The organism is Salmonella sp. 32020114201800008SM, assembly GCF_017572025.1.
In the GTDB taxonomy this organism is placed as follows: Bacteria; Pseudomonadota; Gammaproteobacteria; order Enterobacterales; family Enterobacteriaceae; genus Salmonella; species Salmonella enterica.
Window position 1 is genome coordinate 365,149 of sequence record NZ_JAGEQM010000001.1, and the last position, 12,290, is coordinate 377,438.

General features: G+C 52.9%; 16 protein-coding genes. 8 read left to right on the top strand and 8 right to left on the bottom strand.

All coding sequences use genetic code 11. From position 1 onward, the window contains the following. Positions 1-117: 117 nt before the first annotated feature. Entirely contained in the window at positions 118-465 is a 348-nt protein-coding gene (gene grxD / locus J4613_RS01890; protein WP_000108176.1) for a monothiol glutaredoxin 4, read from the top strand. 77 nt (positions 466-542) lie between these two features. Here the strand turns inward: grxD and rnt are convergent, their stop codons facing one another. From rnt to J4613_RS01910, 4 genes are all read right to left on the bottom strand, one after another. Continuing rightward, positions 543-1,190: a ribonuclease T gene (gene rnt / locus J4613_RS01895; RefSeq protein ID WP_001282267.1), complete on the bottom strand. Its 648-nt coding sequence runs from the start codon at positions 1,188-1,190 to the stop codon at positions 543-545. A gap of 100 nt (positions 1,191-1,290) precedes the next feature. Then, complete coding sequence (gene gloA / locus J4613_RS01900; protein WP_001237787.1) at positions 1,291-1,698, bottom strand: lactoylglutathione lyase; 408 nt, start codon at positions 1,696-1,698, stop codon at positions 1,291-1,293. 68 nt (positions 1,699-1,766) lie between these two features. Continuing rightward, the gene (locus J4613_RS01905) at positions 1,767-2,864 is read right to left on the bottom strand and encodes an alkene reductase (RefSeq protein ID WP_079898979.1); all 1,098 of its coding nucleotides are present in this window, start codon (positions 2,862-2,864) and stop codon (positions 1,767-1,769) included. Between the two features lie 58 nt (positions 2,865-2,922). Then, positions 2,923-3,522, bottom strand: a complete 600-nt coding sequence (locus tag J4613_RS01910) for a TetR/AcrR family transcriptional regulator (protein ID WP_001041832.1) — start codon at positions 3,520-3,522, stop codon at positions 2,923-2,925. 102 nt (positions 3,523-3,624) lie between these two features. On the opposite strand from J4613_RS01910, the gene J4613_RS01915 reads away from it, so the two are divergent. The 3 genes from J4613_RS01915 (at position 3,625) to sodC2 (ending at position 5,412) form a co-directional block, all read left to right on the top strand. Continuing rightward, complete coding sequence (locus J4613_RS01915; RefSeq protein ID WP_001519323.1) at positions 3,625-3,864, top strand: DUF1289 domain-containing protein; 240 nt, start codon at positions 3,625-3,627, stop codon at positions 3,862-3,864. Positions 3,865-3,914: 50 nt separating this feature from the next. Then, positions 3,915-4,811, top strand: a complete 897-nt coding sequence (locus tag J4613_RS01920; protein WP_000250721.1) for an aldo/keto reductase family oxidoreductase — start codon at positions 3,915-3,917, stop codon at positions 4,809-4,811. A 79-nt stretch (positions 4,812-4,890) separates the two neighbouring features. Then, the gene (gene sodC2, locus J4613_RS01925) at positions 4,891-5,412 is read left to right on the top strand and encodes a superoxide dismutase [Cu-Zn] SodC2 (protein WP_000826822.1); all 522 of its coding nucleotides are present in this window, start codon (positions 4,891-4,893) and stop codon (positions 5,410-5,412) included. Here the strand turns inward: sodC2 and J4613_RS01930 are convergent. Genes J4613_RS01930 through J4613_RS01940 form a run of 3 tightly spaced genes read right to left on the bottom strand, consistent with a single transcriptional unit; the run spans position 5,388 to position 8,526 of the window. Next, on the bottom strand, positions 5,388-7,427 hold the full coding sequence (locus tag J4613_RS01930) for an FUSC family protein (protein WP_000777631.1): 2,040 nt from the start codon (positions 7,425-7,427) through the stop codon (positions 5,388-5,390). The two genes, sodC2 and J4613_RS01930, sit on opposite strands and share 25 nt — an antisense overlap. Continuing rightward, positions 7,427-8,287 carry an HlyD family secretion protein gene (locus J4613_RS01935; RefSeq protein ID WP_001538147.1) on the bottom strand — a complete coding sequence of 287 codons (861 nt, stop codon included), beginning with the start codon at positions 8,285-8,287 and terminating at the stop codon, positions 7,427-7,429. Before J4613_RS01935 ends, J4613_RS01930 begins: the two co-directional genes overlap by 1 nt. Positions 8,288-8,289: 2 nt before the next feature. After that, positions 8,290-8,526 carry a DUF1656 domain-containing protein gene (locus tag J4613_RS01940; RefSeq protein ID WP_000649755.1) on the bottom strand — a complete coding sequence of 79 codons (237 nt, stop codon included), beginning with the start codon at positions 8,524-8,526 and terminating at the stop codon, positions 8,290-8,292. A 194-nt stretch (positions 8,527-8,720) separates the two neighbouring features. Here J4613_RS01940 and slyA point away from each other — a divergent pair, with 194 nt between their 5' ends. Next, positions 8,721-9,161: a transcriptional regulator SlyA gene (slyA, locus tag J4613_RS01945; protein WP_000764553.1), complete on the top strand. Its 441-nt coding sequence runs from the start codon at positions 8,721-8,723 to the stop codon at positions 9,159-9,161. Between the two features lie 47 nt (positions 9,162-9,208). Here slyA and slyB read toward each other — a convergent pair whose 3' ends face one another. After that, complete coding sequence (slyB, locus tag J4613_RS01950) at positions 9,209-9,676, bottom strand: outer membrane lipoprotein SlyB (RefSeq protein ID WP_000597179.1); 468 nt, start codon at positions 9,674-9,676, stop codon at positions 9,209-9,211. Between the two features lie 271 nt (positions 9,677-9,947). Between slyB and anmK the strand changes: the two genes are divergently transcribed. From anmK to pdxH, 3 genes are all read left to right on the top strand, one after another. After that, positions 9,948-11,069 carry an anhydro-N-acetylmuramic acid kinase gene (anmK, locus tag J4613_RS01955; protein WP_000835021.1) on the top strand — a complete coding sequence of 374 codons (1,122 nt, stop codon included), beginning with the start codon at positions 9,948-9,950 and terminating at the stop codon, positions 11,067-11,069. A gap of 87 nt (positions 11,070-11,156) precedes the next feature. Continuing rightward, a complete protein-coding gene (mliC, locus tag J4613_RS01960) occupies positions 11,157-11,486 on the top strand; it encodes a C-type lysozyme inhibitor (RefSeq protein WP_111742369.1) in 330 nt (109 codons plus the stop codon). Positions 11,487-11,544: 58 nt separating this feature from the next. After that, positions 11,545-12,201: a pyridoxamine 5'-phosphate oxidase gene (gene pdxH / locus J4613_RS01965; protein ID WP_001282334.1), complete on the top strand. Its 657-nt coding sequence runs from the start codon at positions 11,545-11,547 to the stop codon at positions 12,199-12,201. Positions 12,202-12,290 lie beyond the last annotated feature (89 nt).

Consider the following 12,290-nt stretch of genomic DNA (forward strand, 5'->3'; position numbering starts at 1 on the left):
CTTATTCCCGCAGACGGTAAAATAATAAGGCATGATGAAAATGTTATTTTCCGTTGCCAGCCTGACCCGTTACAATGCCAGGCTTCGGTCGTAAAAGTAGTTTAAGGAAGCGAGACAATGAGCACCACTATCGAAAAAATTCAGCGCCAGATCGCTGAAAACCCGATTCTCCTGTATATGAAAGGTTCACCGAAACTGCCAAGCTGTGGTTTCTCTGCGCAGGCCGTTCAGGCGCTTTCAGCCTGCGGGGAACGTTTTGCCTATGTTGATATCCTGCAAAACCCGGATATTCGCGCTGAATTACCGAAATACGCCAACTGGCCGACATTCCCACAACTGTGGGTGGACGGCGAGCTGGTCGGCGGGTGTGATATTGTGATTGAAATGTATCAGCGTGGCGAGTTACAGCAGCTTATTAAAGAAACTGCGGCAAAATATAAAACTCAAGAGCCGGACGCAGAGTAATCTGTGAAAGGGGAAAGCGACCTGTAAAGGTCGCTTTTTTACCGTCATCGTGAGCAAAAGCGGCGTCGTTAGCCACGTTATTTATCCGTCGGCAAAGGTAACGGCCAGCCGCCCAGGCGCTTCCAGCGATTGACGATTTCACAAAACAGCACCGCTGTCCGCTCGGTATCATACAAAGCGGAATGGGCCTTTTCGCCGTCAAACTCCATACCTGCCGCCAGGCACGCTTTTGATAACACCGTTTGTCCCAGCGCCAGTCCGCTCAATGCCGCAGTATCAAAGGTGACGAACGGATGAAACGGGTTACGTTTCAGCGAGGCGCGCTCTGCGGCGGCCATCATAAAACTGTGATCAAAAGTGGCGTTATGCGCGACCATAATGGCGCGGCTACAACCGCTGTCTTTGATACCTTTACGCACCATTTTGAAAATAGCGTGTAGCGCCTCATATTCACTCACCGCGCCGCGTAGCGGGTTAGAGGGATCGATACCGTTAAACGCAAGCGCTTCCGGCTGTAAGTTGGCTCCAGCGAACGGCTCCACATGGAAATGCAGCGTCATGTCCGGCATCAGCCAGCCTTGTTCATCCATTTTCAGCGTGATGGCGGCTATTTCGAGCAGCGCATCGGTTTTAGCGTTAAATCCTGCAGTTTCAACGTCGATGACGACAGGATAAAAACCACGAAAACGGTCGCACAGACCGGAAAGTTGAGCGTTATCGGACATCTGAGTCTCTTAATACGAAAAAATGCAGCGCGTATTATGGCAAATTTTACGCCGGGATGCAGTAAAACAACGGGCGCAGTGACCTGCGCCCGGCGGGGGATCAGTTACCCAGACCGCGGCCTGCGTCTTTAGCTTCAATCAATTCGATTTTATAGCCATCCGGATCTTCAACGAAGGCGATGATGGTCGAACCGCCTTTTACCGGCCCCGCTTCACGGGTCACGTTGCCGCCGTTCTGACGAATGCGTTCACAGGCTTCAGCAGCATTGTCAACGCTCAGCGCGATATGCCCGTACGCATTGCCCATGTCATAGCTCTCAACGCCCCAGTTATAGGTTAGTTCGATGACCGCTTCTTCCGTTTCCGGACCATATCCCACAAAGGCCAGCGAGTATTTGTATTCCGGATTCTCACTGGTACGCAGCAATTTCATGCCCAGAACGTTGGTGTAAAAAGCGATGGAACGCTGCAAATCGCCGACGCGCAGCATAGTATGCAATAAACGCATTTTCGTTGTCCTTAAAATAGTCAAGATATTCAAAGTATAGCGGCGATGTGAGGCCGCTATCAATGAAATTACAGAGTAGGGTAGTCAGTGTAGCCTTCCGCGCCGCCGCCATAAAAACTTTCGGGACGCTGTGGATTAAGTTCCGCTTTACGTTGCAGACGCGCTACCAGATCCGGGTTCGCGATGTAATCGCGACCAAACGCCACGGCGTCAATCAGCCCTTTTTCGATCAGACCTTCCGCTTTTTCTGGCGTATAGGCGCCAGCGCCGATGATGGGACCGTGGAAACACGCGCGCACTTTTTCACGGAACGCGTCGCTGTACGGTTCACCGCCCGCCCAGTCTGGTTCAGACATATGCAGATAAGCAATGCCGCGTTTGCCTAACGCTTCAATCAGATAAAGGGCGTCAGCTTCTTCATTCGGGCCGTTATCGACATTCTGGAAAGTGCCGACAGGAGAAAGGCGGATGCCGATACGGTCCGCGCCCCATTCTTCAATGCCGGCATCAACCACTTCCAGTACCAGACGGGCGCGATTCTCTACGCCGCCGCCGTACCGATCGGTACGGTGATTAGAAGACGGTGAGAGGAACTGGTGCAGCAGATAACCGTGCGCGGAATGCAGCTCCACCAGATCGAAGCCCGCCTCTCGGGCATTGGCGATAGCCTGGCGGAAATCGTTGACGATCCCGGGGATCTCGTGAGTATCCAGCGCGCGCGGCGTGGAAGTCTCTACGCGGATGGCCTGACCGTTTTCGTCACGCAAAGAGGTGCGGGTTCCCGCATTGATAGCGGATGGCGCGACGGGCGCTTGTCCGCCTGGTTGCAGGCTGGCGTGTGAAATACGGCCCGTATGCCACAATTGCACCGCCATATGGCCGCCCTGGGCATGGACTCCCTGAGTGATTTTTTTCCAGGCGGCGATCTGCTCATCGCTGTGTAATCCCGGTGCGCCGGCATAGCCTTTCGCCTGTGCGGAGATTTGTGTGGCTTCGCTGATGATCAATCCGGCGCTGGCGCGTTGACGGTAATATTCCGCCATTAACGGCGTAGGAATGTCGCCCGGTTCAATACTCCGCAAACGCGTCAAAGGCGCCATAAATACGCGATTTGTCGCCGTGATGGCACCCACCTTGAGGGGGGTAAACAGTTTTGCTGATGACATAGTGGCTCCTGATATAAGTAGACCGGTCGTCTTGTAATAAAGGAAATAAAAACGCCTGTTACTGCTCAGGCGTTGCAATGATGGTCTTAACATGCGCCAACGCATTTTCCAGCGGCGCGGCGCTACGGGATATTTTGGCCTGCAAATTGGCGCCCAGCCACAGAGCATAAAGTACCTGCGCCTGTGGTAACGGCTGGCCGGTGAAATGTAAACAGTGGCTATTACGGCCATCTTCCAGCGCGCGTGCAAGCAGTGCCATGATCTCCTGCGCCCCTTTATCCATCGTAGAGCGCATATCCTCCGACAGATCGCAGACCTCCGCTGACAGTTTCACCGTCAGGCAACCGCTAATGGCGCCTTGCTGGCAAAACTGCTTTAACGTTTCCTGATACCAGGCGAGAAGACGATCGCGATGATTACCGGGACCGGAGGTGAAGTGCGCCATAAGACGCTGATGATAGCAGGCGTAATGTCGCTCAAGCATGGCGACGCCGAAGGCTTCTTTCGAGCGAAAGTAGTGATAAAACGACCCTTTAGGCACTTGGGCGGTTTTGAGCAATTCGCTAAGCCCCATGCCGGTAAAACCCCGTTGCATACAAAGCTGCTCGCCGGTGGCCAGCAGATGTTTGCGGGTATCGTGTTCGGTTTGCTTATTCATGACAGGCAGTATAGTAGACCAGTCGGTCTACTACAAGCAGAGTTGCCATAATGTCAGTTAGCGTCTTCAATAGTCATAAGCGTCAAACGTTGAGGAGGGGATGTGGCCGAGCAGTTGGAGTTTTTTCCTGTAGCAAGCCCATGTCGCGGTATCTGCCAGTCTGATGAGCGTGGCTTTTGTCGGGGCTGTATGCGCAGCCGCGACGAACGGTTTAACTGGCAAAAAATGAGCGATGTCGAGAAACAAAATGTACTGCGGCTTTGTCGCCAGCGTTTCTTGCGTAAAATACGCGCAAATAAGCCTCTCCCATCGGAAGATCCTCAACAACCTTCACTCTTTTAAACGCGGAATTGCGTATACTCAACCTCATTATTCTCTATGAGGAATCTGTTATGGTTCAGCGTGTCACCATCGCTCCACAAGGCCCGGAGTTTTCGCGTTTTGTCATGGGTTACTGGCGTTTGATGGACTGGAATATGTCCGCGCGTCAGTTAGTGAGTTTTATCGAAGAACATCTGGATTTGGGTGTCACTACCGTTGACCATGCGGACATTTATGGCGGTTATCAGTGCGAAGCGGCGTTTGGCGAGGCGCTAACGCTGGCGCCGCATTTGCGGGAAAAACTGCAAATCGTTACCAAATGCGGTATTGCGACCACCGCCAGAGCGGAAAATAGGCTCGGTCATTATATTACCGATCGCCGCCATATTATTCTGAGCGCCGAACAGTCATTAAAAAATCTGGCGACAGATTATCTGGATATGTTGTTAATTCACCGTCCCGATCCGTTAATGGATGCGGATGACGTCGCCGAGGCGTTTCAACATCTGCACCAAAGCGGCAAAGTGCGCCATTTTGGCGTTTCTAATTTTACGCCAGCACAATTTACGTTGCTGCAATCGCGCCTGCCTTTCACCCTGGCGACCAACCAGGTAGAGATCTCGCCGGTTCATCAGCCTTTGTTGCTGGACGGCACATTAGATCAATTACAGCAATTGCGTATTCGTCCGATGGCCTGGTCATGTCTTGGCGGCGGTCGGCTGTTTAATGATGAGGCTTATCAGCCGTTGCGCCAGGAACTTTCCGTTATCGCGCAAGAACTCAACGCCAGTTCTATTGAACAGGTGGTCTATGCCTGGATTTTACGTTTGCCGTCGCAGCCGCTGCCGATTATTGGCTCGGGTAAAATCGAACGCGTACGTGCCGCACTAGAAGCGGAAACGCTGTCATTGTCGCGTCAACAGTGGTTCCGAATCCGCAAGGCGGCACTGGGTTATGACGTGCCGTAATCGCCAACTCGTTGACTTTCCGTACATGTTTTCGCCAGTGGTTTACACTTAACAGGCGACCACATGTAACGGAGGTTTTATGAAGCGATTAAGTTTAGCGATGGTGACGCTGCTGGCCTGTGCGGGTGCGCAGGCCGCCAGCGAGAAAGTAGAGATGAATCTGGTGACGGCGCAAGGCGTAGGACAGTCTATCGGCACCGTCGTCATCGATGAAACCGAAGGCGGCTTAAAATTTACCCCACACCTTAAAGCGTTGCCGCCGGGCGAGCATGGTTTTCACATTCATGCCAACGGTAGCTGCCAGCCCGCGATTAAAGACGGCAAAGCGGTTGCCGCAGAAGCCGCTGGTGGTCATCTGGACCCACAAAATACCGGCAAGCATGAAGGGCCGGAAGGCCAGGGGCATCTGGGCGACCTCCCGGTGTTAGTCGTTAATAATGATGGTATCGCCACCGAACCGGTTACTGCGCCGCGTCTGAAGTCTCTTGATGAAGTGAAAGATAAAGCGCTCATGATCCATGTGGGCGGCGATAACATGTCCGATCAGCCGAAACCGCTCGGCGGCGGCGGAACGCGTTACGCCTGCGGCGTCATTAAATAACCCGGAGACAGTGTTCCCTGCGCTGGAGCCTGTTCCAGCTGCGACAGCGAACAGTGTAAACGCCAGATAATCGCCGCCAGTTCATGCGCGGCGGGTTGATGATGATGTGCGAGCGTGTCGCAGATACGCTGTAGTTCCTGTAGCGTGACGGCAAGCGGGCGTTGCTGTACGCCGCGCTCGCTCATCACATCGCGCAGCAGGGATATACAAATATCCCGCACCCGGGAAAGCGGATCGGAACGCGACTCCCAGGCGCGCAGCTGCCACACCACATGCGAGCAGTTCAGCAGCACCACTCCCCAACGTAATAACCACCGGCGCGCCAGCGCATCCTGACTATTGCTGAGCTGACTGACGTGATGATAGGTCAGCGATTCAAACTCGCTTTCGTTATGGGAAGGGTGACGGCTAAGCTGATCGACGAAATCCCGGCGTAGCGCGCGGATATGGCGGCGGCTTTTTACGGCATCGGAACCGGGGCGCAAAATCGCAAACGCCAGCCAGGAAATCGCGACGCCGACGATCTTGGCGGTATTATCGTTAAGGAAGTCGGCGAAGTCGTACACCGGTGGATTGGTCACGGCGATGAATGAGCCCATAAAAACGATAAGCTGCCCCCACAGTCCCGCCAGCTTAGGCATCTGCAGTTTAAGCAGTTGCATCGTGACGAACAGCGGAAAAAGGAAAAGCAAGAATTGCCACAGATCGGTGATTTGCACCATCAGGCCAAATTTCACCACGAAGCTGAATAAGGACAGCAGCACTAAAGTACGCATCAATAAGGAAAGCGACTTAAACGGCGTGGCGACGATGGAGTAGAGGACGCAACTGATCGCCGCCAGGGTTAATGCGCCGGGCCCGGATTCCCATTGCGCGCCAATACTCCAGGCGCCAATCACCGTGAGCGTGCAAAAGGTACGCACGCCGCTCCAGATGGCCTCTGCGTTATCCGTATGCCGCGCAAGGCCGGGAGTGCGGCGGATATGGATTTGATCCACCGGCGCGCCGCTTTCGATCAGATATAACTGGCGGCTGCTGCGCAGATATAAGTGGCAAAAATAGCGTAATCGCTGCCAGAACGCGAGGTGACGATAATCCTGTTCATCCTGCGGGCGTAGCGGCGCAATAATCCGCGCCACGGTGTAGCTGTCCGCGCGCGGTTTTGCCAACTCAGCTAAGAGTTGTTCAATGACTTCGCGGCTGTTTTCCGGTGGCGTCGGCCAGTTTAAAAGCATTCTACGCAGACTGGAGATCACGCTCGTTAGCCGTAATTGCTGGTGTAACAATGCATTTAGTAATGCATTCTGGCGGCGAAAACGGTAATGACTCCAGAAGGCCTGAATACGCAGCAGGTTCATGGTCAGGATTTGCCCAATGACCCCCTCATGCGCGGAGCGGATAGCGTCGGTAGTCTCCGGCTGCCACAGTAGACTGGCATGTTCCAGCAAGCGCGCATGCATGTTTTTCAACGCGGTGAGCAGGGCGGTACCATCCGATGTGCTGGGTAGGATCATCATCATCATGCCGCCACAGAGGATGCCGACGATAACTTCACATACGCGCGTTTGGGCGATATCCCACAACTGCGTGATTTCTACAATATTAACCATCGGGAACGCGATGATCGCCGCCGTGTAGCCGGACAACTGGAAAGCATAAGCGGCATTATTGGTAAAATGCGCGCAGGCCCAGGTACAAAAACCGATCCAGGCGGCCATGCTAAACAAGAACAACCAGGGCTCATTCAGCGTATGGCCGGCAATAATCAACGCGGCGGTCGCGCCGAGTAAACTCCCGGCAATACGCCCCAGACTTTTACTGATTACGCCGCCTACGGTCGGAAAGCTCACCACTGCGGCCGAAGTCATCGCCCAGTAGGGCTCATCCAGATTGAGATAATAAGCGAATGTCAGCGCGAGACACATGGCAATGGTATTGCGCAACGCGTAACGCCACTGGCCGGAGGTCGCTTTAAACCAGGGCGTATTTCGCAGGGCCGGCAGGGAGAGTTTCATTACCGCTGTCCAATGGCTACGCTGCAGGTAGTGCCGGAGACGAGCGTGATATCCTGCGGCAAAGCGTCAAATTCGATACGTACCGGTACGCGTTGCGCCAGACGTACCCACGGTACGTTGGGTTTGATATCGGGCACTAAACCGGAGTCGCTTTCCACGCTTTGGTCGTAAATAGCGCGCCCGATACTGCCAACGTGACCCTGTAACTTAACATTGCCACTATACAGTGTTATTAATGCAGGCTCACCTTCGCGGATGTGGCGTAGTTTGGTTTCTTCGAAATATCCCATTACATAAAATGAATGGCTATCTACCAGGGCGAAAAGTGGCTTACCGGTGCTGGCATAATCACCGGTACGCGTGGAAAGGTTGGTCACCCAGCCGGATACCGGCGCTTTTACTTCCGTCTGGCTAAGCTGCCACTGCGCCTGTTTTAACGTTGCCAGTGCGACATCTACGCTGGCCTGCATCGCTTTAACATTCAGATTGGCGCTATCCAGATCTTCAGCAGAGATGTAGTTACGCGATAAATGTCGACGTCGATCGGCTTCATTATTCGCTTTTGCCAGATCGGACTGCGCTTTGGCCAACTGCGCCTGCGCGTTAAGTTCTGCAATATGGAAGGGCGTTTTATCAATGACAAAAAGAACGTCCCCGGCGTTGACGAACTGATTATCTTTGATATTGAGTTGGGTAATGCTGCCAGAAACCTGCGGCGTTACGCTGACCTGTTCCGCGCGGATTTTACCATCGCGCGTCCACGGTGACTGCATATAGTAATTCCATAGCCACCACGCGGCCAGAACGGCGACGACGGCGACAATGAGAGTAGAAAAATATTTTATTGTTTTTAACGACATATTTACCACGCGATCAGTAAAACGAGGCCCAGACATACGCAAAGCGTAAAGAGGGAGAGATCCATTAACAGGGGATGCCAGATTTCATCAGAGTATATCCGGTCACGCAGGAGTCGGTGAATAAACAACCAGATAACGAACCCAAGCGCAAAGGCTTTAAAGAATGGCGGAAAGTAAACAGATGCTCCCAACATGAGATCTTGTAAGGGCAATCCTGTGGCGTTGAGTATACACTTCACAAGCAATGTTCCTTTGCGTCAGACATCGATGCTTTAGTTTTAGCCAAAACTGAAGCTACAGGTGCCAAGTGCGCACTATGTCTGAAAAAATGTCTATTGGTAAGCAAATTTAGCAATACATTTGTTTTGAGAATACAAATACTGCACACTATTCTAAAATCAGCATAATAACTTAGCAAGCTAATTATAAGGAGATGAAATTGGAATCGCCACTAGGTTCTGATCTGGCACGGTTGGTGCGCATTTGGCGTGCTCTGATTGACCATCGCCTCAAGCCTCTGGAATTGACGCAGACACATTGGGTCACGTTGCACAATATTCATCAATTGCCGCCTGACCAGTCGCAGATTCAATTGGCTAAAGCGATAGGCATTGAGCAGCCATCGCTGGTACGCACGTTGGATCAACTTGAAGATAAGGGGCTAATTTCGCGGCAAACCTGCGCCAGCGATCGTCGCGCTAAGCGGATTAAACTGACCGAAAAAGCGGAGCCGCTGATCGCTGAGATGGAAGAGGTCATTCATAAAACGCGCGGTGAAATTTTGGCTGGGATTTCTTCAGAGGAGATTGAGCTTCTGATTAAACTTATCGCCAAACTTGAACACAATATTATGGAATTGCACTCTCACGATTGAGGTGCAGGGGCATACGTGTGGCCATGTGACCACACGTAAAGCCTGGTTTAGCGTGGAGAGACGGTAACTTGGCTGCCGTTGCTGGCCAGCACGACACGCTGACCTGCCGAGAAACGCGTATTTCCTTGTTTCTGCACAACCATAATGGTGTTGCCATCGTCTTTACGAATTTCCAGTTCCACACCCTGGGTTTTATTCATTGCGCTCTGGACGCCCTGGCCCGCTACGCCGCCAGCCACCGCGCCTGCCGCGGTCGCCAGTGAACGACCCGTACCGCCGCCGATAGTGTTGCCGAGGAATCCGCCCAACACCGCGCCGCCGATAGCGCCAATCACGTTAGAATCATCACCGCCCTGAATTTGAACCGGACGAACGTTAACGATAGTACCGTACGTTACATTCTGAACTTGTTTAGCCTCGGATGCGGTATAAACATCACCCGAAAGGCTATCATTGTTAACACACCCCGCTAGGGATAACCCCATCAGTGAAACGGCCAGTACACGTTTAATCATTTACCCATCTCCTGTTCTTCACGAAACGCTATTTCAGCATCCCTATAGCTAAATTATATGGCATTTATGCAGTTAAGGTCATATCTTCTGCCGAAAGAATGTGAAAATCATAATCAGAAGTTAATTAACCAATCTTAAACGAAGTCGGAAGCAAGAAAAGATAGGTCATTGATATCCGTGGACGACACGGCAAAAAATGTGACGTGGGCATAGCATTACAAAATACGTTATGCCGAGTGTTAAGGCTTAACCCAGCTTAAAAGGAAGAGGTATGAAATCGGGCCGTTTTATTGGCGTTATGTCCGGAACCAGCCTTGATGGCGTGGATGTTGTACTGGCGGCAATTGATGAAACCATGGTTGCGCAACAGGCAAGTCTCACCTGGCCCATTCCCGTTCATCTGAAAAAAGGCATTCTCGATATTTGCCAGGGACAGCCGCTTACGCTCTCGCAACTCGGCCAGCTTGATACCCAGTTAGGCCGGCTTTTTGCACAGGCGGTTAATGCGCTGTTAGCGCAACAACGTTTGCAGCCGCGGGATATCGTCGCCATTGGTTGTCATGGGCAAACGGTCTGGCATGAGCCGACCGGCGAGGCCCCGCATACGCTGCAAATTGGCGATAATAATCACATCGTCGCCCATACGGGGATTACAGTGGTCGGCGATTTTCGGCGGCGGGATATTGCGCTGGGCGGACAAGGCGCGCCGCTGGTGCCCGCTTTCCATCACGCGCTGTTGGGACATCCGACGGAAAAACGTATGGTCCTGAATATCGGCGGCATCGCCAATTTATCTCTGCTTTTCCCCGGACAGGCGGTGCGCGGGTACGACACGGGGCCGGGTAATATGTTGATGGATGCGTGGATTTGGCGACAATGCGCGCAGCCCTACGACAAAGACGCGGCATGGGCGAAAGAAGGTCAGGTTATTCTTCCATTGCTGCAAAAGATGTTGCGCGATCCGTACTTTGCTGCGTCGGCGCCCAAAAGTACAGGACGCGAATATTTCAACTATGGCTGGTTAGAGCGTCATCTTACGGCTTTCCCTGGCGCAGACGCGCGCGATGTACAGGCCACGCTGGCGGAGCTGACGGCGGTCTCCATCGCCCAACAGGTGCTGCTCAATGGCGGCTGCGAGCGGCTGATGGTCTGTGGCGGCGGAAGCCGGAATCCGTTAGTGATGGCCCGTCTGGCGGCGCTGTTGCCCGGTATCGAGGTTTCGACCACCGATAAGGCGGGGATCAGCGGCGATGATATGGAAGCGCTGGCCTTTGCCTGGCTTGCCTGGCGAACGCTCGCGGGCCTGCCGGGAAATTTACCTTCCGTGACGGGGGCTACAGAAGCCAGTGTTTTAGGCGCTATTTACCCGGCTAACCCAATAACTCAGAGTTAACTGAATTTTTCCCGGACCCTATATCGGTAAACTAGCAAGGTCAGGAAGGGGCGTTTGCCCTTCCAGAAGCAGGAGAGCTTTCGGGATATGTCTATGAAAAAGATCGCAATAATGTGTTTACCTGTGCTGCTGACCGGCTGTAGCGTTTATCAACAATTTGTTGAACGTATGCAAACGGATACGCTGGAATACCAGTGTGATGAGAAGCCGCTTACCGTTAAAGTCAATAACCCGCGTGAAGAGGTCAGTTTTGTCTATGACAATAAGCTGCTGACCCTGAAGCAAGGAATCTCGGCCTCGGGCGCGCGTTATACCGACGGGATTTATGTTTTCTGGTCGCAAGGCGAGAGCGCCACGGTCTATAAACGAGACAGAATTGTGCTTGATAACTGTCAGTTACAAAATCCGAAGCGTTGAGATTTTCAGTATGGGGGCGCACAATAGCGCCACCCACTGATTATTTCTGATCAACGCCATGTCTGATAACGACCAATTGCAGCAGATCGCGCATCTGCGCCGTGAATACACGAAAGGCGGCTTGCGTCGCCGCGATTTACCCGCTGAACCGTTAACCTTATTTGAGCGCTGGCTTGGGCAAGCGTGCGACGCCAGACTGGCCGATCCGACGGCAATGGTCGTGGCGACCGTAGATGACAAGGGGCAACCGTACCAGCGTATTGTATTGCTCAAGCATTATGATGAAAAAGGCCTGGTCTTTTATACCAACCTGGGAAGCCGCAAGGCGCATCAAATTGAGCACAATCCGCGTATCAGCCTGTTATTTCCCTGGCATATGCTTGAACGCCAGGTGATGGTGACAGGCAAAGCCGAGCGTCTCTCCACTCTTGAGGTGGTGAGGTATTTCCACAGCCGTCCGCGCGACAGCCAGATCGGCGCATGGGTCTCTAAACAATCCAGCCGCATTTCCGCGCGCGGTATCCTCGAAAGCAAATTCCTGGAGCTCAAGCAGAAGTTTCAACAGGGCGAAGTGCCGCTACCCAGCTTCTGGGGCGGTTTTCGCGTGAGTATCGAACAGATGGAGTTCTGGCAGGGCGGCGAACATCGTCTGCACGATCGCTTTTTATACCAACGCGACGACGGCGCATGGAAAATCGACCGTCTTGCGCCCTAAAGATGCAAAAATCTTGTTTTAAGCACTGGTGCGGATGAATCCGCCGTTTTATGCTATGTCTCTTTCGCGTCTGGCGAAAAGTCGTGTAC